Origin of the sequence: Krasilnikovia sp. MM14-A1004 (assembly GCF_047159485.1) — a bacterium.
Classification (GTDB): domain Bacteria; phylum Actinomycetota; class Actinomycetes; order Mycobacteriales; family Micromonosporaceae; genus Actinoplanes.
On record NZ_AP038773.1, the window covers coordinates 3,806,354 to 3,825,649 of the forward strand.

15 protein-coding genes are annotated in these 19,296 nt (G+C 74.0%); 6 read left to right on the forward strand and 9 right to left on the reverse strand.

The genetic code is table 11. The annotated features are described in order from the left end of the window. Window positions 1–98 precede the first annotated feature (98 nt). The 3 genes from ACMCNN_RS16595 to ACMCNN_RS16605 form a co-directional block, all read right to left on the reverse strand. A complete protein-coding gene (locus tag ACMCNN_RS16595; protein ID WP_412741402.1) occupies window positions 99–926 on the reverse strand; it encodes a phosphatidate cytidylyltransferase in 828 nt (275 codons plus the stop codon). Then, window positions 923–2,755 (reverse strand): aminotransferase class I/II-fold pyridoxal phosphate-dependent enzyme, encoded by a 1,833-nt coding sequence (locus ACMCNN_RS16600; protein WP_412741403.1) that lies wholly within the window; start codon window positions 2,753–2,755, stop codon window positions 923–925. The genes ACMCNN_RS16595 and ACMCNN_RS16600 overlap by 4 nt, the downstream gene beginning before the upstream one ends. A gap of 226 nt (window positions 2,756–2,981) precedes the next feature. Next, window positions 2,982–3,410 (reverse strand): hypothetical protein, encoded by a 429-nt coding sequence (locus tag ACMCNN_RS16605; RefSeq protein ID WP_412741404.1) that lies wholly within the window; start codon window positions 3,408–3,410, stop codon window positions 2,982–2,984. Window positions 3,411–3,602: 192 nt separating this feature from the next. Between ACMCNN_RS16605 and ACMCNN_RS16610 the strand changes: the two genes are divergently transcribed. Next, window positions 3,603–5,528 (forward strand): hypothetical protein, encoded by a 1,926-nt coding sequence (locus ACMCNN_RS16610; RefSeq protein ID WP_412741405.1) that lies wholly within the window; start codon window positions 3,603–3,605, stop codon window positions 5,526–5,528. 42 nt (window positions 5,529–5,570) lie between these two features. On the opposite strand, the gene ACMCNN_RS16615 is transcribed toward ACMCNN_RS16610, so the two are convergent. Beyond that, entirely contained in the window at window positions 5,571–6,143 is a 573-nt protein-coding gene (locus ACMCNN_RS16615) for a peptidase inhibitor family I36 protein (protein WP_412741406.1), read from the reverse strand. Between the two features lie 225 nt (window positions 6,144–6,368). Between ACMCNN_RS16615 and ACMCNN_RS16620 the strand changes: the two genes are divergently transcribed. Beyond that, complete coding sequence (locus ACMCNN_RS16620; RefSeq protein WP_412741407.1) at window positions 6,369–10,130, forward strand: hypothetical protein; 3,762 nt, start codon at window positions 6,369–6,371, stop codon at window positions 10,128–10,130. Between the two features lie 9 nt (window positions 10,131–10,139). Here the strand turns inward: ACMCNN_RS16620 and ACMCNN_RS16625 are convergent, their stop codons facing one another. Beyond that, window positions 10,140–11,627: an MFS transporter gene (locus ACMCNN_RS16625; protein WP_412741408.1), complete on the reverse strand. Its 1,488-nt coding sequence runs from the start codon at window positions 11,625–11,627 to the stop codon at window positions 10,140–10,142. A gap of 131 nt (window positions 11,628–11,758) precedes the next feature. Here ACMCNN_RS16625 and ACMCNN_RS16630 point away from each other — a divergent pair, with 131 nt between their 5' ends. The 4 genes from ACMCNN_RS16630 to ACMCNN_RS16645 all read left to right on the forward strand — a co-directional run bounded on the left by ACMCNN_RS16630 (window position 11,759) and on the right by ACMCNN_RS16645 (window position 14,962). Next, entirely contained in the window at window positions 11,759–12,235 is a 477-nt protein-coding gene (locus ACMCNN_RS16630; RefSeq protein WP_412741409.1) for a MarR family winged helix-turn-helix transcriptional regulator, read from the forward strand. Window positions 12,236–12,445: 210 nt separating this feature from the next. Further along, window positions 12,446–12,946 (forward strand): hypothetical protein, encoded by a 501-nt coding sequence (locus ACMCNN_RS16635; protein WP_412741410.1) that lies wholly within the window; start codon window positions 12,446–12,448, stop codon window positions 12,944–12,946. A 7-nt stretch (window positions 12,947–12,953) separates the two neighbouring features. Next, on the forward strand, window positions 12,954–14,171 hold the full coding sequence (locus tag ACMCNN_RS16640; RefSeq protein ID WP_412741411.1) for an MAB_1171c family putative transporter: 1,218 nt from the start codon (window positions 12,954–12,956) through the stop codon (window positions 14,169–14,171). Further along, window positions 14,168–14,962 carry a class I SAM-dependent methyltransferase gene (locus tag ACMCNN_RS16645; RefSeq protein WP_412741412.1) on the forward strand — a complete coding sequence of 265 codons (795 nt, stop codon included), beginning with the start codon at window positions 14,168–14,170 and terminating at the stop codon, window positions 14,960–14,962. The genes ACMCNN_RS16640 and ACMCNN_RS16645 overlap by 4 nt, the downstream gene beginning before the upstream one ends. 37 nt (window positions 14,963–14,999) lie before the next feature. Here ACMCNN_RS16645 and ACMCNN_RS16650 read toward each other — a convergent pair whose 3' ends face one another. Genes ACMCNN_RS16650 through ACMCNN_RS16665 form a run of 4 tightly spaced genes read right to left on the reverse strand, consistent with a single transcriptional unit; the run spans window position 15,000 to window position 19,292 of the window. Further along, window positions 15,000–16,277: an MFS transporter gene (locus ACMCNN_RS16650; protein ID WP_412741413.1), complete on the reverse strand. Its 1,278-nt coding sequence runs from the start codon at window positions 16,275–16,277 to the stop codon at window positions 15,000–15,002. A 20-nt stretch (window positions 16,278–16,297) separates the two neighbouring features. Continuing rightward, window positions 16,298–16,777 carry a GNAT family N-acetyltransferase gene (locus tag ACMCNN_RS16655; RefSeq protein WP_412741414.1) on the reverse strand — a complete coding sequence of 160 codons (480 nt, stop codon included), beginning with the start codon at window positions 16,775–16,777 and terminating at the stop codon, window positions 16,298–16,300. Beyond that, the gene (locus ACMCNN_RS16660) at window positions 16,774–17,961 is read right to left on the reverse strand and encodes a type III PLP-dependent enzyme (RefSeq protein ID WP_412741415.1); all 1,188 of its coding nucleotides are present in this window, start codon (window positions 17,959–17,961) and stop codon (window positions 16,774–16,776) included. Before ACMCNN_RS16660 ends, ACMCNN_RS16655 begins: the two co-directional genes overlap by 4 nt. Beyond that, window positions 17,958–19,292 (reverse strand): DUF6271 family protein, encoded by a 1,335-nt coding sequence (locus tag ACMCNN_RS16665; protein WP_412741416.1) that lies wholly within the window; start codon window positions 19,290–19,292, stop codon window positions 17,958–17,960. Before ACMCNN_RS16665 ends, ACMCNN_RS16660 begins: the two co-directional genes overlap by 4 nt. Window positions 19,293–19,296 lie beyond the last annotated feature (4 nt).

Sequence of the window (19,296 nt, forward strand, 5' to 3'; positions counted from 1 at the left end):
CCGTGACGTCAGATCGCGAGGATCGCACGCGGGTATGACACCCGCGATGATCGCCGTCACGGTGGGGGGCTCGGACTTCCTGAGGTTGACGGCGTCGATCACGAGAGCAACAGCGTGACGGCCAGGGCGGCCAGCAGGGAGTCGATGCGGTCGAGCAGGCCGCCGGAACCCGCCAGCCAGCCGGCGGCGTCCTTGACCCCGGCCCCTCGCTTGATCATCGACTCGAACAGGTCACCCAGCGGAGCGCCGACCGCGACGGCGGCCACGAGACCGACGATCAGCGACGGGCGCAGGTCGCGGCTGAAGACCCCGAAGACGACCAGGACGCCGACGGCCACGGCCGCACCGGCGATCGTTCCGCTCCAGCGTTTCGCCGGGGACAGCGGGGACAACCGGGGGCCGCCGAGTCGGCGACCGGCGACGTAGGCCGCGATGTCGCCGATCGACACCGCGGCGAAGAGCACCAGCGCCGTGGCGCCCAGCGGCACCACCGCCGCCAGCGGGGCGAGCCAGACCAGGCCCAGTACGCCGGACCCCGCCCGGCGCAGGCCCCCGGTGGTGTCCCCGGCCAGCAGCGGCACGGCCCCGATCAGCACGGCACCGGCACCGACGGCGCGCAGTACCTGTTCCGGGGCGAGCCAGACCGTGCCGATCACCGCGACCAGTGCGATGGCCAGCACGACCCGGTCCGGCCACGGCGCCCGCATCAGGGCGCCGTACTCGAGGGCAGCGATGACGGCGGCCGCCGCCGCGAGCGCGGCCGCCCCCGGCGGCCCCAGCCAGAACGCGCCGGCGACCAGCGGGATCCCGATCGCCCAGGCGCACCACCGCCGGATCATCTCCCGCCGCCGGGACGCGACGACCGCGATCCCTCCGGCGGCGAGGGCACCGGCGAGGTAGGGCACCAGGGCCTGGACCGTGATCATCGCGCGGCCGGTCGCGCCGGCTGAACGCCCGCCGCGGTCGCGGCACCGTCGAGGGACGCTGCGCGGATGTGACCGGCCGCGCCGCCGTCGCGGGACGCCGCGCCGTCGGGACACCCCGCGTCGTCCCGCGACGGGGTCGTGAGCGCGGCCCGGTAGGCGGCGACGATCCGGGCGTTGCCGGCCGGGTCCTTGACGGCGATCCGGATGGTCCGCCCCCGGAACGCCGGTGACATGGGCGACAGGTCCCGCAGGTACACGTCGTCGCGGCGGCACCGGGCGACCACCTCGGCCGCGCTCGGGCCGCCCGCCGGCAACGTGACCAGCAGGAAGTTGGCCACGGCGGCTTCGATGTGGGCGGCCGGCTCCACCGCGCGCAGCGCCTGCGCCAGCTCCGAGCGCAGCTGCGCGGTCTGCGCCCAGCGCGCCGCGTAGTACTCCGGGTCGCGCAGCGCCGCCACGGCGGCCAGCTGCGCGGGCAGGCTGACCGCCCACGGCGGGGTCCACCGGCGCAGCGCACTCGCGGTGGTCTCGTCGCTGGTCAGGTACGCCACCCGCATCCCCGACAGGGCGTACATCTTGGACATGGACGTGCACACCACGATGTTGGGGCGCTCAACTGCCAGCGGCGCCAGCGACTGGTCCGGACCGGCGTAGCCCACGTACGCCTCGTCGATCCACAGGCGGGTACGCGCCGGAACCCGCGCGATCAGGTCCTGCATCGCCGCACGCGGGAGCCGCCCGCCGGTGGGATTGTTGGGGTTCACCACGACTGCCAGGTCGTAGTCGCCGCCGGCCAGCGCCCCGGCGAGCCGGTCGACGTCGATGCGCCAGCCGTCGGCGGGACCGATCGGCAGGCGGTCCACCCGGCAACCGATCACCTCCGTGGCCACGTGGGCGTACTCGCCGTACGTGGGGTCGATGAGCAGCACCCGGCTGGCCGGGGTGAGCCATTCGCGGAACGCCCGGAAGATGAGGTCGGAGGAGCCCGCGCCGAGGGTGAGCGCGGCGGCCGGCAGGCCGCGTGCCGCCGCGATCTCGGCGCGCAGGCCGTCCGCGGCGACCGGCGGGGAGGTACGGGCGTGCCAGCCCGGATCCTCTGCCAGCACGTCGAGCACCCCGGGCGCCGGTGGGAACCACGCGTCGAGCACGTCGGCCGCGACGACCTCCCGGCGGCGGTGCAGGCGACGGAAGTCGGCGCCGATGCCGTCGAACGAGGCCCCGCCGTGGGCGCAGCCGTCCGCGCCGGGCCGCATCGGCATGTCGAGCCGCCAGTCCAGGCCGTCGCCGAGGCGGTCCAGTACGGCGGCGTACCGGCGCCGCGCCCGGGTGGCCAGCGTGTCCACTGCCGCCGACATCACCTCGAAGGTGACCGCGCCGGACACCACGGTGTGACCGGTCGGGCGCAGGCCGGCGGCCCGGTACATGTCGACCAGCTCGGCGCGGCCCATCGCCAGCACCCGGCGGCCGCCGCGGGACTGCACCCAGCGCAGCGCCGCGTACATGAGCAGGGTTGCGACCGCGGTGCCGCGGAACGGCGACGCCACGGTCAGGATCCGGATCTCGAACGCGTCGGCGGCGTCGAGCGCGGGCAGCTCGGTCCGGGAGAGGTACTTGTCCAGGGACCACTGCCCGGCCCACGGCGGCGTGATGCTGACGAAGCCGGCCGGTGTCCCGCCCGACGTGGCGACCAGGTACGTCACGCCCCGCTCGTCCAGGGCGTCGTGGAGCCGGGCCGCCGGGTTGACCGCATGCTGGCCCAGCTCCTCGGCGTACACCTCGTGCCGGAGGCGGTGGATCCAGTCCCGGTCCGCCGGGGTTTCCCTCCGCACGCCAAGCCTCGCCGCATCCACTGTGAGTGTCTCCTCGCCTGAGTCCGGGACCGCCGGCGGAAGGGGTCCGCCGGGACGTCGCCGCGAAACCCTACGGGGCGTCGCGCGGGGCCCGGACCGTTCCGCGTACTCGTGGGCGGCTGAGTAGCCGTACTCATACGGGTCGGCGCCGCGTACCGCCCGGGTGGACGGTACGCGGCGCCGTGTGTGGGGTGAGGGTGGCTTGTCAGTAGGGCAGGTTGGCGTCGGTGAAAAGGTGAATGTTCACGAGGGTGTTCGTGCTGTTGTTGTTGGTCGCGCAGACGGTGTAGGTGCCGGGCCCCGGGAAGGTGCCGTAGGAGGTGCGGCCCTCCCAGGCGAACGCGGTGGTGGTGCCGCTCGGCGAGCCGTACACGACGACGCCGTTGCGCTGCACCTTGAACTTGGCGCCCTGGTTCGTGGCCTGGCCGTCGGCGCGGACCTGGTAACTCGCGTACAGGCTCAGGCACGCCTGCTGGCCCGGCTGCAGGGTGCCGCCCCAGCCGGTGGCGGACGCGTACGCGGCGCCGGGCAGCGCGATCAGCGCGAGCGCGGAGGCACCGGCGATGCCGGCGGCGATCGCGGTACGGCGGGTGCGGAGGCCGGCGGTGCTGCGGGACGTCGTGTTGCGGATCATCGTGGAACTCTCCTCGGGTCCTGGCGCTCCGGTGGGGCGCCGCTCGTCTTGACGCAAATGACCGTATGGCCCACGGATAGCCACAAAACAGACCATTCCCCGCCCGATTACCGCTCACTTTGCGCTCACCCCGTTCACCCTTTTGCCCGTTTCGTCTTCCAAAGTCCGGTGAAGCGGACGAGACTGGAGGCCGTGAGCATCCGGTTCGCCGACCAGGTCGCCGCCGCCCGCCGCCAGGACTTCGTCGGCCGCACCGCGGAGCTGGCCACGTTCACGCAACTGCTGGACGCCGGTGGCGCGCTGGTCTGGGTGCACGGGCCCGGCGGGGTCGGCAAGACCTCGCTGCTGCACCAGTTCGCGGGCCTGGCGGAACAGGCCGGACGACCGGTGGTCTGGCTGGAGGACGTCGTCGCCGAGGGCGAACGGCTGGTCGTGCTGGCCGACGACGAGGTGCCGACCGACGTGCTGGCGGCACTGCCCGCCGACGCCGTGGTGGCCGTGGCCAGCCGGTCGGAACCGCCGCTGCACTACCGCACCGACCCCGGCTGGCGCAGCGTGCTGCGCCCGATGCCGCTGTCCAACCTGGAACCACAGGAGAGCCGGCTGTTGCTCGCCCGGCGCGCCGTACCCGAAGCGGCGCACGCCGACGCGCTCGCCTTCACCCACGGCCACCCGCTGGCCCTGGCGCTGATCGCCGATGTGCACGCCCAGGGCCGCGGCCCGCTCACGCCCACCGGCGGGCCGGAGGTGGTGGCCACCCTGCTGACCGCGCTCGTCGACGCGGTGCCCGGCCCGGCACACCGGATGGCGCTCGACGCGGTGTCACAGGTGGCCGCGACGACCGAGCCGCTGCTGGCCGAGCTGCTGGAGGTGCCGGACGCGCACGAGCTGTTCGACTGGCTGCGCGGCCTGTCGGTGATCTCCGCCGGAACGCACGGACTGGTCCTGCACGACCTCGCCCGCGAGGCCCTCGCCCGCGACCTGCGCTGGCGCCACCCGCAACTGCACGCCGCCATCCACCGCCGGGCCGGGGCCTACTACCGCCGGCAGTTCGACCGCGCCGCCCCCGACGACCAGCGCCGGATCCTGCTGGACTTCGGTTTCCTGCATCGCGAGAGCCCGGTGATCGGTGCGTTCCTGCAGCAGAGGCCGGACGGTGACCTGCGGGAGGTGACCGCAGACCCCGCACAGTGGACGGCGCTGCGCGCGATGGTCGAGCGGCACGAGGGCGCCGAGTCCGCGCAGATCTTCGACCACTGGTGCCGCCGGTCACCCGAGGGCGTGCACGCGGTCGTCGACGGGCAGGGCACCGCGGTGGGCCTCGTCGTGCTGCTCACCCTGTACGCGGCGGACCCGGCCGACCCCGCCGCGACGGCGGCGTGGCGGTGCGCCGCCCCGGCACCCGGCGAGGCCGTGTCGCTGGTGCGGTACTGGCTCGACGCCGAGGAGTACCAGGGGCCGTCCCCGGTGCAGGCGCTCGTCTCGATCAACTCGGTGCGCCACTACCTGACCACCCCGCACCTCGGCTACTCCCTGATCTACCAGTCCGATCCGGACCTGTGGGCCCAGATGTGCGAGTACGTCGACTTCCCCCGCGCGCCGGACGCCGACTTCACCGTCGGCGGGCGCCACTACGCCGGGTTCGGCCACGACTGGCGCGTCACGCCGCGGCTGGCCTGGCTGAACCTGCTGGCCACCCGCGAGACGGCCGACGAGCCGATGGCGGTGGAACCCGCGGCCGCACCCGCCGCCCTGGACCGGGCAGCCTTCGCCGCCGCGGTGCGCGACGCGCTGCGGGAGTGGAACCGTCCCGACCGGCTGGCGGCGAGCCCGCTCCTGACCACCCGGCTCGCCACGGGAACATCCGATGAGGACAGTACGACCGGCACGGTCGAGGCGCTGCGCGCGGCATTCGAGCAGGCCGCCGCGACGATGGCCGACGCGCCCCGCGACCGGTCCGCGTACCGGGCGCTGCACCACACCTACCTGCAGCCGGCCGGCACGCAGCAGGCGGCGGCCGATCTGCTGCGCCTGCCGATGAGTACGTTCCGCCGGCACCTGGCCGCCGGGGTGGAGCGGTTGACCGAGATCCTCTGGCAGCGCGAGTCCGGCCGCTGACGGCGAGCCGCCGGGCGGTGCACCCGGCGGCCCGACGTGCGTTCAGCAGAGCCGGTTCACGTGGTCGGCCTGGTTCGGGTAGCCCACGGAGGACGCCGACGAGTGGCCGTAGTTGTAGAACAGGTGGTAGTCGTACACGTGGCCGTTGGCCGGGTTGCCGTAGTCCTCGTGGTTGATGTAGTCGACGGTGTTGCCGGTCGAGTTGTCGACCGATTCGGTACGGTCGTTCCAGCCGTACGCGCCGAGGTCCTGCCAGCCGCAGTCGCTGAGCCGGCCGCGGGGGTAGCCGTAGTTGGTGTGGTCGTAGAAGCAGAACCAGCCGCTCGGGCAGTCGGCCGCGGCCAGCGCCGCGCGGGCGCCCGGCAGCGCGTACGTGACGACGAACCGGCCGCCGTCGTAGGAGACCTCGTTCGCCGCCGTCTGCACCCCGCCCGGGGCGAGGGTGAGCTGCAGATCGATCTGCCGCTGCAACTGCGCAGCCGTGGTGGCCCGCTGGCCCAGGACGTCCAGGGCCCGGCCGGGCGCAGCCGGTGCGGCGTTGGCCGCCGCCGCGCCCAGCCCGAGCAGGGTCACGATGGCCAGCATCAGGGTGGCCAGTCGTCGTGCGTTCTTCACTTCGGTGCCTTTCTGGTCATCGGCTCCCGATCCCCGTTAGTGATCGGACGGCACCGGCATCCAGCTCCGGTTCCGCCGACTGGTCTAGCAACGACGGCACGCTGTCCGGTGATTGATTGACGTCGATCATTCAATCGCCGGACAATCCCCGGGCGGGTGCGCACCAGACACCCGGATCACGGACGTGCACCCGACGCGGTGCCGGTGAACACGGGGGTTTGTCCGGTGGGGCGTGCGGAGCGTCGAGTCGATCCCGAGGCGGGTCCGGTCCAGCGGTTCGCGTGGGAGCTGCGGCAGGTGCGGGAGGCGGCCGGGCGGCCGAGCTACCGGGAGCTCGCCTCGCGGGCGCACTACTCGGCGTCGATGCTCTCCGAGGCGGCCGCCGGCCTGTCCGTGCCGTCCCTCGCGGTCACCCTGGCGTACGTGCAGGGCTGCGGCGGCGACGCCGACGAGTGGGAGCGGCGCTGGCACAAGCTGCGGGCCGAGCTGGCCGACCCGTCCGGCCCGCACGGGCCCTCGGAGCAGCCGCCGTACGTCGGCCTGGCCGCGTTCGAGCAGACGGACGCGGAGCGCTTCTTCGGGCGCGGGTCGCTCACCGACGACCTGGTCGAACGGTTGGACCGGACGCCGCTGCTGGCGGTGTTCGGCGCCTCCGGCAGCGGCAAGTCGTCGCTGCTGCGGGCCGGGCTGCTGCCCCGGCTGGACGGTCCGGGCGTCCTGCTCACCCCCGGCGCCGAACCGCTGCACGAACTGGCCGCCGCGCTGGCCCGGCTCGGCGACGGCCCGACCGGCGCGCTGCTGTCCGAGCTGGACGCCGACCCCGGGGCGGCCGGGCTCGCGGTCCGTCGGGCCGCCGGCAACCTGGGCGGCGGGCGGCTGGTGCTGGTGGTGGACCAGTTCGAGGAGGTCTTCACGCTGTGCCGCGACGAACGGGCCCGCCGCCGCTTCGTCGCCTGCCTGCTGGCCGTCGCCGACCGGTGCGCCGACCGGGCGCGGGTCGTCCTCGGGGTCCGCGCCGACTTCTACGCGCACTGCGCCCGGTACGCCGACCTGGTGGCCGCCCTGCGCGATCGCCAGCTGCTGGTCGGCCCGATGGAGGCCGACGACCTGCGGGCCGTGGTCACCGGTCCCGCCCGGCACACGGGCCTGCGCGTCGAGCCGGGGCTGGTGGACGCGATCGTGGCCGACGCCGCGGACCAGCCCGGCGCGCTGCCCCTGGTGTCGCATGCGCTGCTGGAGACCTGGCGGCGCCGCCAGGGCCGCACCCTCACGCTGGCCGGCTACCGGGCCGCGGGCGGGGTCACCGAGGCGATCGCGCAGACCGCCGAGCGGGTGTACGCGGATCTCGACCCGGTCCGCCGGGAACTGACCGAGCAGGTCTTCCTGCGGCTCACCGCGCTGGGCGACGGCACCGAGGACACCCGCCGCCGCGCCCCGCGCGCCGAACTGCCCGACGACGACGCCGTCGGGGACCTGCTGGCCCGGCTGGCGAACGCCCGGCTGATCACCGTCGACCGGGACACGGTCACCGTGGCGCACGAGGCACTGATCCGCGGCTGGCCACGGCTGCGTGGGTGGCTGGCCGCCGACCGGGAGCTGCTGCGCGCCCACCGGCGGCTGACCGAGGCCACCGCCGAGTGGGAGCAGCACGGCCGCGACGAGGCGTACCTCTACCGGGGCACGCGCCTGGCGCCGTGGGACGACTTCCCCGCCGGGCGGCTCAACCTGGCCGAACGGGATTTCCTCGCCGCCGGGCGGCGCCGGGAGAAGCGCGAAGCCCACGCGCGGCGCCGCCGTACCCGGACCGCGCTGGCGGTGCTCAGCGCGGTCGTCGTGGTGGTGACCGCGCTCGCCACCACCAGTACGGTGCAGGCCCGCCGGGCGGCCCGCGAGCGCGACACCGCCACGGCCGACGCGCTCGCCGCCGAGTCCCGCGAGCAGCTGGCCCTCAAGCCGGAGCTGGCGTTGCTGCTGGCCCGCCGGGCGATGACGACCCGGGCCACCCCGTCGGCCGAGGCGGCGCTGCGGCAGGCCACGGCCGACATCCGGGTGCGCGCGGTGCTCGACAGCGGGCACGGCCAGGTCTTCGGGGTGGCCTACTCCCCCGACGGGCGGCGGATCGCGACCAGCGGCGACGACGGCACGGTCCGGGTGTGGCAGACCGGCCCCGGCGGCACCCCGACGGGAACCCCGACGGTGCTGACGGGGCACACCGGCGAGGTGTGGAGCCCGCAGTTCGGTCCCGGCGCCCACCTGCTGGCCGCGGTCGGCGGCGACCACACGGTCACCGTGTGGGACCTGGACGCGGGTGGCCCGCCGCGGGTGCTGCGCGGGCATACCGGCAAGGTGTGGAACGTCGCCTTCAGCCCGGACGGGCGGCGGCTGGCCAGCACGGGCGACGAGGGCACCGTACGCCTCTGGACCGCGGACGGTCAGCCGGTGCGCGTGCTGCGCGTCGGGCCGACCCGCGAGCTGGGCGTCGCCTACAGCCCGGACGGCCGCCACCTGGCTGCCTCGGACGGCGACGGCGTGATCCGGGTCTGGGACGCCGCCGGGACCGGTCCCCCGGTGCTGCTGCGCGGGCACACCAGCTCGGTGGAGAATCTGGCGTTCAGCGCGGACGGGCGGCGCCTGGTCAGCGCGAGCACCGACGGGACGGCCCGGGTGTGGCCGGTGGACGGCCGCGGCGCACCCGTCGTACTGCGCGGCCAGAACGGCGGGACGGTCGAGACGGTGGCGGTCAGCCCCGACGGCGGCCGGGTCGCGGCCGGCGGCAGCGACGGCACCGTACGGGTCTTCAACGCCGACGGCGACGCCGACCCGCTGCTCCTGCCGGGCCACGACGGGCCGGTCTGGAGCCTGGCGTTCGCCCCGCGCGGCACGGCGCTGCTCAGCGGCAGCGGCGACGGCACCGTACGGCTCTGGGACGCCGCCTATCCCGGCGACCCGCGCGTGCGCCACGGCCACCACGGTCCGGTGTGGAGCGTCGCGGCCACGCCGGACTTCCGGACGGTGGTGACCGGCGGCGACGACGGCACCGTACGTGTCTGGCGGGACCCGACCGAGCCGGCGCAGGACCGGACGGCGCAGGGCGGGCCGGACCCGGCCGCGGGTGGCCCTCGGGGTCGCGGCGTGCCCTCGGCGCGGGCGCTGGTCGGGCACCGCGGAGCGGTGGAGGGCGTGGCGGTCAGCGCCGACGGTTCGCGGGTGGCCAGCGCGGGCGACGACGGGACGGTCCGGGTATGGGATCCGGCCACCGGACGGGCCACGGTCCTCGGCCCCCGCGGCGGCACCGCGTGGGACGTGGCGTTCCTGCCCGGCGCGGGCCGGGTGGTCAGCGCCGGCACGGACGGCGTCGTGCGGATCTGGGACGTGGCCCACGGGACGGCGGTCGAGCTGCGCGGCCACCAGGGACCCGTCCGCTCGGTCGCCGCCGCGTCCGACGGCCGGTACGTGGCCAGCGCGGGCCGCGACGGCACGGTCCGGCTGTGGGACGTCACCGGCGCCACGCCGCCCCGGGTGCTGCGCGGCCACCGGGGCGGCCTGGTGTGGCGGGTGGCGTTCAGCCCGGACGGCCGTCAGCTGGCCAGCAGCGGCGACGACGGCACGATCCGGCTGTGGGATGTCGCCGGTCAGCGGCCTCCGGTGGTGCTGCGCGGCCACCACGGCGGCGCGTGGAGCCTGGCCTACGACCCCACCGGGACCCTGCTGGCCAGCAGCGGCGACGACGGCGGGGTCCGGGTCTGGCGGCTCGGTGCCCGGGAGCCGATGATCGCGCTGCGCGGGTTCGGCAGCCCCGTCGAGGGCGTGGTGCTCGGGCCCGGCGGCCGGTTCGCCACCGGGCACGACGACGGGACGCTGCGGCTGGCCCACTGCGACGCGTACGGCCCGTTGAGCGTGGTGCGTACGGCCGCCGACCGGCTCACGGTCCGCGACTTCACCCCCGAGGAGCGCGCCGAGTACCTGTCCCGGGCGGCGGCCCGGTAGCCGGGCGGCTCAGGCGGCGGCGCCGACCGCCTCCGGCGCCGCGCCGGCCTCTACCTCCACGGTGGGCCGGGGCGCGTGCTCGCCGCGCAACCCGAGCAGGGCCACGATCACGACCAGCCCGAACGCGATGCCCGCCAGCACGAAGCTGACAGTGAACTGGCTCTCGGCGGGCAGCGCGGGCGCCCCCGCCGGCAGGTTCGCGACGGTCCTGGACGCCAGCAGCGTGGTGACCGCCGCGCTGCCGATCGAGCTGCCCACGGAACGGGAGATCGAGTTGATGCCGTTGGCGATGCCGGACTGGTGATGCGGCACGCTGGCCATGATCAGGGCGGGCATCGCCGCGTACCCGAAGCTGATCCCGGCGCCGACCAGCGCACCGGCGCCGATCACGCCCCAGGCGCTGGTGTGCGCCAGGGTCAGCCAGGCGAAGCCGGCGGCTCCGGCGGCCGCGCTCAGGGCGAGGGTGGTGCGGGCGCCGGCCCGGCGCACCAGCACCCCGCCGAACTGCGAGGCCACTAGCGACAGCAGCGTGGCGGGCAGCAGGAACTCGACGGAGGCCCGCAGCACCGAGGCGTCGAAGCCGTACCCGGCGAGCCGGGAGGGCATCTGGACGAGGAACGAGACGCCGACGAACAGGGTGAACATGGCGAACCCGACGAACAGCCCGGCGACGTTGGTCAGCAGCACCGGGCGGTGGGTGAACATGCGCAGGTCGACCAGCGGGTCGGCGACGGTGCGTTCGACGAGCACCCAGACGACGGCCAGGAGAGCGGCGCCGCCGAAGCAGCCCAGCGTCCGCGCGCTGCTCCATCCCCATTCATGGCCCTGGGAGAGCGGGAGCAGCACCAGCACGAGCAGCGCGGCCAGGCTCAGCGCGCCCAGGACGTCGATGCGCCCGCCGGTGCGGTGGCCGGTGGCCGGGACCACGAGGGCCACCGCGACCAGAGCGGCCACGGCGAGGGCGGTGGCCAGCCAGAAGACCCGGTGGTAGCCGGCGTCCGGGCCGCGGGTGAGCAGACCGGTAGCCACCAGCGCGAGACCGCTGCCGAACGCGAGGGTGCCGCTGACCAGGGCCATCGCGCCGGGCAGCCGTGCGGGCCGGAGCTGCTCGCGCAGCACAGAGAGGGCCAGCGGGAAGATCGCGGTGGCGGCACCCTGCAGGACCCGGGCGATGATCAGCCAGGTCAGTGAGTCGGTGGTGGCGGCCACGACCGAGCCGACGACCATCAGTACGAGCACCCCGAGCAGCGTCGGCCGTTTGCCGTACTGGTCGCCGAGGCGGCCGAGCAGCGGCGTGAAGACGGCGGCCGAGAGCAGTGTCGCCGTGGTGACCCAGCTGACGTTGGCGCTGGTGGTGTGCAGCTCGTGCTGGATGAGCCCGAGGATGGGCACGACCAGGGTCTGCATCATCGACACGATCATGGCGGCCAGGCCGAGCGTCAGGACCAGCGCGGCCTCGCTCCGGCGGCGGTGCGCGGGGGGATGGGGGTGGTTCATCGGTGTCCTTCGGGTCAAGCGGTCCTCGGGCAAAAGCTTGACTACGTCAAAGCTTGATGAGGTCAAGTAACGTCCGCCGACCGTAGCCGGGAACAGTTGAGGGGGTCAAGTAATCCGTCTACGCTTGCGACGTGCCCCACTCCGCCCGCCCCCAGCCCCCCGCGGACGCGCTCCCAGCGGACGCGTCCGCGCCGACGGCGGGGCAGCTCATCGACCTGTTCGCGCTCGCCACCTCCGCCTACTTCCAGGACTTCGCGGCCGTGGCGGCCCAGCACGGGCTCACCTCCACCCAGGCCAAGGTGCTGATCCTGCTGCGCGAGCCGCGCACCATGCGCGGGCTGGCCGAGGAGCTGATCTGCGACGCCTCCAACGTCACGGGCATCATCGACCGGCTGGAGGGGCGCGGGCTGGTCCGCCGGGAGGTCGACCCCACCGACCGCCGGATCAAGAACGCCTTCCGGACCGAGGCCGGCGACGAGGCGATCCGGCACGTGCGGGCCGACATGCAGACCACCCAGCGGGCCCTCGCCGACCTCAGCGACGACGACCGCACCGCCCTGGCCGATCTCCTGCGCCGCCTGCATCGCGGCCTGGAGGACCGGGTCTGACTCCCCGCACGCCCGGCACACCGCCGATTAGCGGATCAACGGCGACAAATGTTTTCGGGTCTCCAGCGCGGGCCCTCCGTCCTCTATGGTGGGTGGGGCACTCGATCCACCCGACATTGAGGACGCCCTGATGGCCCGCAGCCAGACCCCACCGGATACACCCGGCTGCCTGTTGCGCGCGGCGTCCACGCAGGGAAAGGACCTGCGACGATGCCCAACCGGCGGATGCTGAAAAGCTGCCAGGCGGTCGTCGACTCGCTCCGGCTGCCCCGGCCGTTCTCCGTCGACGCTCTGCTGGCCGATCTCGCAACGCGGCGAGGCCGGCCGATCAACATCCACACGTTGCACGGCGCGATGACCGCACACACCTGCGGCCTGTGGATCTCCACCGACTTCAGCGACGACATCTTCGTCGAGGAACGTACGACCGCCTTCCACCGAGAACACATCATCCTGCACGAGATCGGGCACCTGGTCTGCGACCACGGCGCGATCCACGACGGCGCGGCCACCACCTTCTCCCGTCTGCTGCCGGACCTCGATCCGGCGATGGTCCGGCGCCTGCTCGCCCGTACCAACTACACGGACGAGCAGGAGCAGCAAGCGGAGCTGGTGGCCAGCCTGATCCGGACCGCGGCCGGCAGCCGCGCCGGGCCGCCGTCGGGTGGCGTACGCGGCGAACTGGAGCTCGCGCTCGGCATACGCGAATAGGAAACCGATGGACCTCGCCGCGATATACCAGTTCGGCCAAGCCGTCGAACTGACCGGAGCACTCGCCCTGTGGGTGGCCCTGGCCCTGCGGGTCAGGTCGGCCCGGCACTCCCGCCAGCAGCGGATGCTGCTGTACGCGGTGGCGGGCCTGGCCGGGTCGATCACCGTCTACCTCGACCCGGTGAGCGCCGCACTCAACCGCACGTTCGTGTTTGCGAACAGCTGCGGGCTGTTCATGAACGTCTGGGGTGTGCTCGCCTCCGCACTGATCCTCGACTTCATCCTGGCCGCCATCTCCCAGCGCCGCCCCTGGCTGGTCTACGGCCTGGGCACCGCGGTGTCCGTGACACTGATCGTCCTGAACGCCACGATCGCGCCGCACGCGGGCTGCGTCTCGGCGCAGGTCGTCCCCTGGTACAGCCCGTTCTGGTGGATCCTGATCGCCGCACACCTGGTCGCCACGATCCCCTCCGCCGCCCTGTGCGCGCGCTACGCGGTACGCGCCGACGGCGACCGGACGCTGCGGACCGGGCTGATGCTGCTGGCCGCGGGCTTCGTGTCCTCCACGGTGTTCTGGCTGATCGTGCTGGTGTACCTGCTGTTGCGCCCCGCCGCGCTGGGCGCGTTCTTCCCGCTCAACATCGGCATCACGGCCTGGCTGATGACCGCCGGTGTCTGCCTGCCACTGCTCATCGACGTACGCCGGCAGGCCCGTGACCGCGCCGCGCTGTGGCGCCTCTGGCCGCTGTGGCGGGACCTCGTCGACGCCGCACCGCATGTCGTGCTGCACCAGCCGGGCGGGCGGCTGCGGCAGGTGCTGGCGCTGCCGCGTACCGCGAACCTGCGCCTGTACCGGCAGGTCGTCGAGATCCGGGACGCGATCCTGATCCTGCGCGACTACGTCCGCCCCGGGGAGATGGACTACATCCTGCGGACCGTGACGGTGGACCGGCCGTCGCCGCGCGGGGCCTCCCCCGCCGCCGTCGCGACGTGGCTCGAAGTCGCCCGGCGCAACAAGGCGGCCGGGGTCGAGGCGACCCGCGGACCGGACGACGCGACACCCGAACCCGGTCACGACCTGGACAGCGAGGTCGCCTTCCTGCTCGAACTGTGCGGGGCGCGCCGGTCGCCGTCGGTCCGTTCGTTCACGATCCCGGCGGGTACGGTCGAGCAGGCAGCGCGGACCCCGCAGCACGACCCGGCGAGGAGTGAGCAGACCGCATGAGCGTCCAGGACGCGTACCGCACCGGCATGCTGAGCAAGGATTCGCCGCAGGAACGCCACCGGCTGGAGTCGATCCAGGGCAGTGTCGACGCGGTCACCGTCGACATCCTGAGCGCCCTCGGCGTGCGGTCCTCCCGGGACTGCCTGGAGCTGGGCGCCGGGGCCGGGTCGATCGCCTACTGGCTGGCCGACCAGTGCCCCGACGGGCGGGTCGTCGCCATGGACATCGACACGCGCTACCTGGACTCCGGCCGCTGCGCGAACCTGGAGATCCAGGAGGCCGACGTCACCGACGAGCAGTACCGGCCCGGCCGGTTCGACCTGATCCACGCCCGGTACCTGCTGTGTCACCTGCCCGGTCGCGACGCGGTGCTGGCGCGCGCCGCGACCTGGCTGAAGCCGGGCGGGTGGCTGGTCGTCGAGGAGCCGTACCAACTGCCCGCCGAGACCTCGCCGTTTCCGCTGGTCCGGCGGCTCATGGCGGCCTACGCCCACAAGTACGCACAGCACGGCGCGGACCTGGTGTGGGCCCGTAGCCTCCCGCACCTGCTGGCCCGCAGTGGTCTGACCGAGGTGGACTACCGGGGCAACCTCGCCCGGATGGGCGGCCTCGGCCGGGACCGGTGGGCGCCGCTGATCAAGCAGGCCGGCCCGTCGCTGGTCGCGGACGGCCTCATCACCGAGGCGGACCTCGCCGGGTTCTTCGCGCTCCTCGCCGATCCGGCCTTCGTCGACATTCCCCAGGTGACCATCTCGGCGTGGGCCCGACGTCCCGACGGCGAGAGCGGATAGCCGGAGACGCGGGTGCCGCGCAACGACGGCCGGGGCGTCAGCTGAGGGTCGGCTGTGCGGTGTCCGGCTGGTTCGCCTCGGCGGCCCGCGGCCACCGCACCCGGCCCACACACACGGCCACCAGCAGCGCGGACAACACGACCACGCCCATCCCCCAGACCAGGCTCGACCCGTTCGCCACGAAACCGATGACCGGGGGGCCGATCAGCAGGCCCGCCGTTCCCATCGAGGCGATCAGGGCGAGGCTGTCCGGCCCGAGCCGGGCGGCGGCCACGTAGACGCACGGGGTGACCGCGGCCATGCCCAGACCGACCAGCGCGAACCCGCCGAACGCCGGCACCACGCCGCCGAGCATCAGCGCGCCGCCGAGCCCGCAGGCGGCCACCGTCGCACCGGCGACCACCACCACGGGGTCGCCCCAGCGGTCGCGCCACCCGTCGGCGAACAGCCGGGCCAGCACCATCATGGCGGAGACGACCGCGATGCCCAGCGGGAGCAGTTCCGCGGCGGCGTGCGCGACGTCCTGCAGGTAGAGGGCCGACCAGTCGTTCATCGCCCCCTCGACGACCTCGGCGAACACCATGGCCAGGCTGAGCAGCACGGTCGCCTGCGCCGGAACCCGCCAGCGGCGCCGCCGCGCACCCCCGGACCGCGCCCCGGCCCGGCCGTCGGAGACCAGGGAACCGGCAGGGACCTCGGAGGCCAGGGAACCGGCCGGGACGTTGGAGGCCGCGGAACCGGCCGGGGCGTCGTCGGTCAGCGTCGCGGTCCAGGACAGGGCCAGCAACGCCAGCAGGAGCGCTCCGGCCGCGGCGAAGTGCGCCGGCAACGCGCCGGTGAGCGCCGACACCCCGGATGCCAGCAGGGCGGCGCAGAAGATGCCGCCACTGAACATGGCGTGCAGCTTCGCCATGGTGGTGCGCTGGTACCTGGCCTCCAGTGCGGCGCCCTGTGCGTTCATGGCCACGTTGAGGCAGGCGATCGCGAGGCCGTCGACGAACAACACGACCACGGCGGCGGGAAGGCTCGGCACGACGGCCAGAACGGCCAGCACGACGACCAGGACGAGGGCCGACAGCCCGGCCAGCCGCCGCGAGCCCAGCCGTTTCATCAGCCGGGCCACCAGCGGGAACGACACCGCCGCCCCGATGCCCGGCGCCAGCAGCAACAGTCCGAGGTCGGCCGTGCTCAGGTCGAGGCGAGCCTTGAGCGCGGGCACCCGCGACACCCAGGTGCTGTATTGGAAGCCGAGGAAGAAGAACAGCGCGGCGATCGCCAGCTGCGATCGGCGAAACGATTCCGGTACGGAAGGCATGCGGTTCCGCTTCCTCTGCTTCACAGGGACAGTGACAGGTACCCGGCGCGCGGTCCGTAGGCGGCGGGCACCGTGATCCCGGACTGGGCCCGGAAGCCCTGCGCCGCCCAGAAGTCCGCGCTGTCCCCCACGGCGACCAGCGACACCGTCCGGTAGCTCATCCTGCGTGCCCTGCCGATCAGGTGCCGCACCAGCCGCCCGCCCAGCCCCTGGTGGCGGTGCGAGCGCCCGACGACGAGGTCGTGCAGGTGCAGGTTGGCCGAGACGAACGTCGTCCGCTCCGGGGAGGTCGGGTCCGGGCAGCGCCCGCGCGGATAGGGCAACGCCAGCAGGTAGCCCGCGACCCCGTCATCCGTGGCCAGCACGAACGAGGTGGCCGGGTCGGTACGGCTGGCCAGGTGGGCCGGGTCCTCCGACAGGCCGGCCGGGGCGTACGTCCGCGCTTCGAGCGCCGCCACATCCGACCAGTCGCGCTCCGCGAGCGGCCGCAGCACCATCATCGGCAGCCCGCCTCGGCCAGCAGCCCGTCCCGTACGGCCCGGTGGGGCAACGGGTCGAAGCCGTTGAAGCCCTTGGTGAGGTAGCTGACCGAGTACGCCCCGGCGGCCCAGATCCACACCGGGTCGCCGGAGGTCAGCCCGGCGGGCACCGGCACCGGGTGGCTGTCGGCGTACGCGTCGTCGCTGTCGCAGGTGGGCCCCGCGATCACGGCCGGTACGGTGGCCTCGCCCGGACGGGACGGGAACTCCAGCCGGTACTGCAGCTGATCCATCTCGTACAGTCCGTTGAACTTGCCGCAGCTGAGGTAGAGCCAGTGGGTGCGGACCCGGTCGCGCCGCTGGCGGGCGGTGAGCCGGACGACGTGGGCGCGGATCGCGCCGTGGTCGGCGACCAGGTGCCGTCCCGGTTCGAGGACGAGGCCGAGGTGCCCGCCGGCCACCTGCCGGAGGTGGCCGATGCCGTCGCGGATCTCGCCGAGGATGCGGTCGACGGGTGGCCGCAGCGGCACGCCGTGCCGGTTGAGGTAGCCGAGGGCGGGCAGGCCGCCGCCGAGGTTGACGTGGTCGAGGTGGATGCCGCGGTGGTGCAGCATCGTGATCGCCTCGGCGAGGTCGGCGACCGCGGTACGCCACGCGGCCGGGCTCATCTGTTGCGACCCGACGTGCAGGGACAGCCCGGCCGGGGTGAGCCCGTACGCGCGGGCCGTCTCCAGCACGCTCACCGCGTCCGGCACGGAGCAGCCCATCTTGCCGCTCAGTCCCCACAGCGCGCCGGCCCCGGTGGTGGCCAGCCGGCAGAACACCCGCGAACCGGGGGCGTGCGTCGCGACGGCCCGCACGTCGGGGACGCTGTCGGTGGCGAAGTCCCGGATACCCAGCCGGTACGCGACGGCGATGTCCCGGTCGGACTTCACCGTGTTGCCGTAGTGGATCAGGTGCGGCGGCACGCCGGTCCGCAGCGCCTGGCGGATCTCGTTCGGGCTGGCCGCGTCGAAGCCGGCACCGTCACGGGCCAGGGTGGCCAGCACGTCGTCGACCGGGCAGGCCTTCACGGCGAAACGCACAGCCACGCCGGGCAGCTGCCGGATCAGCCGGGCGTGGCTGTCCTCGATTCCGGCGAGGTCGAAGATGATCTGGTCCTCGGTGGCCGCCGCCAGGGCGGCCCGGAGCACGCGGCTCGTCATCGCGGGCGGCCCCACGCCGGGTCGGGCCCGGTCGCCCTGCCCGCCGCCACCAGCGGCGCCCAGGCCTCGATCAGCACCGCGAACTCCTCGATGTCGCGCGGGGCGTCGGCCAGCAGCTGGTCGCGGCGTGCGGCCAGCTTGTCGGCGAAGTCCGCGTAGCGCCCGCCCAGCTTCCGGTACGCCCGGTCCAGCGCGTCGAGGCGGCGCACGTTGGGTGCCGGGTCGAGGGTGGTGCTGCCCCGGACGATGGCGGCGACCCGCTCGGGCCGGATTCGCTGGCCGTCGTCCAGCAGTCCGTCGCCCGCCTCGCCGAGGCGCTGGTAGATGACGTGCAGGTAGAGCATCGAGAGGAAGAACTTCGCGAGCCGCAGGTGGTACGGGTGGAACGCGGCGTCGGCCTTGCGTTCGGGGGTGTGCCGGTTGATGACGTGCCGGTTGTGCAGCACTCCGGGCAGGCCGCTGTCGGGGACCAGGTGGATGAGGAAGTAGTCGCTGCCGATCGTCTCCCGCATCGGCGGCAGCGGAATCTGTTCGTGGACCCGGAAATAGCTGATGTTCCCCATGTCGACCCGCATCGGGTCGACCAGTCCGAGCACGGAATGGTCGGCGGTGAACGCCTCGTTTCCGGCGCCCGTGAACGATTCCGCGACGAGGTCCCGCTTTTGCTGTTCGGACGTTCCCTCGGCGGCCCATTGGCTGACGATGTCGTGATAGGCCTGCGGATCGAGTCGCCGGATCTCGTCGATGTCGACAGACATCTCGCCGATGTAGGAGGCGCCGACCGTCGACACGGGCCGGTGGGCGTAGGAGGGGTCGAGGTCGCTCTCGGTGACCTCGCCTGCCACGTCGGCGGCGGGCCGGCCCAGCGCGGTCAGCTCGTGGTGGATCGGGTAGACCGGGGCGCCGTCGTGGACCTGGAACTCGATGTCCGAGTCGCGGCGGTGCACCGACTCGCAGCCCAGCGCGGCGGCGATCAGGAAGGCCCGGTTGGTGCAGGCGCCGTAGGAGACCGCGCCGGGCAGCATCAGGTCCATGATCAGCGCGGGTTCCGCGAGCCCGGCGTGCTTGACCACCCGCTGCAGGAACCGTCGTTGGTCCTGCTCATCGAGGTGCAGCACGGTCAGCCGCGCGGTCGCCGGGACGGCCTCGACCGCCGCGGCGTGTCCCGCGAACGTCGCGTCGTCGGTGGAGTCGAGGATCAGCAGCGTGGCCTCGACGCCGAACCGCGCGACGGCGTAGGCGGCCTCCGCCGCCACGGCGGCGATGGTGGCGGCGCACTCGCGGTGGGTGGGCAGGGTCAGGCAGATTCTGCGTACGCCGGGAGTGGTCACCGCG

Coding starts and splice junctions, on each gene's coding strand:
- ACMCNN_RS16625 (WP_412741408.1), bottom strand. CDS start 11,627: ATGAACCACCCCCATCCCCCCGCGCACCGCCGCCGGAGCGAGGCCGCG.
- ACMCNN_RS16655 (WP_412741414.1), bottom strand. CDS start 16,777: ATGATGGTGCTGCGGCCGCTCGCGGAGCGCGACTGGTCGGATGTGGCG.
- ACMCNN_RS16640 (WP_412741411.1), top strand. CDS start 12,954: ATGGACCTCGCCGCGATATACCAGTTCGGCCAAGCCGTCGAACTGACC.
- ACMCNN_RS16635 (WP_412741410.1), top strand. CDS start 12,446: ATGCCCAACCGGCGGATGCTGAAAAGCTGCCAGGCGGTCGTCGACTCG.
- ACMCNN_RS16595 (WP_412741402.1), bottom strand. CDS start 926: ATGATCACGGTCCAGGCCCTGGTGCCCTACCTCGCCGGTGCCCTCGCC.
- ACMCNN_RS16650 (WP_412741413.1), bottom strand. CDS start 16,277: ATGCCTTCCGTACCGGAATCGTTTCGCCGATCGCAGCTGGCGATCGCC.
- ACMCNN_RS16645 (WP_412741412.1), top strand. CDS start 14,168: ATGAGCGTCCAGGACGCGTACCGCACCGGCATGCTGAGCAAGGATTCG.
- ACMCNN_RS16660 (WP_412741415.1), bottom strand. CDS start 17,961: ATGACGAGCCGCGTGCTCCGGGCCGCCCTGGCGGCGGCCACCGAGGAC.
- ACMCNN_RS16605 (WP_412741404.1), bottom strand. CDS start 3,410: ATGATCCGCAACACGACGTCCCGCAGCACCGCCGGCCTCCGCACCCGC.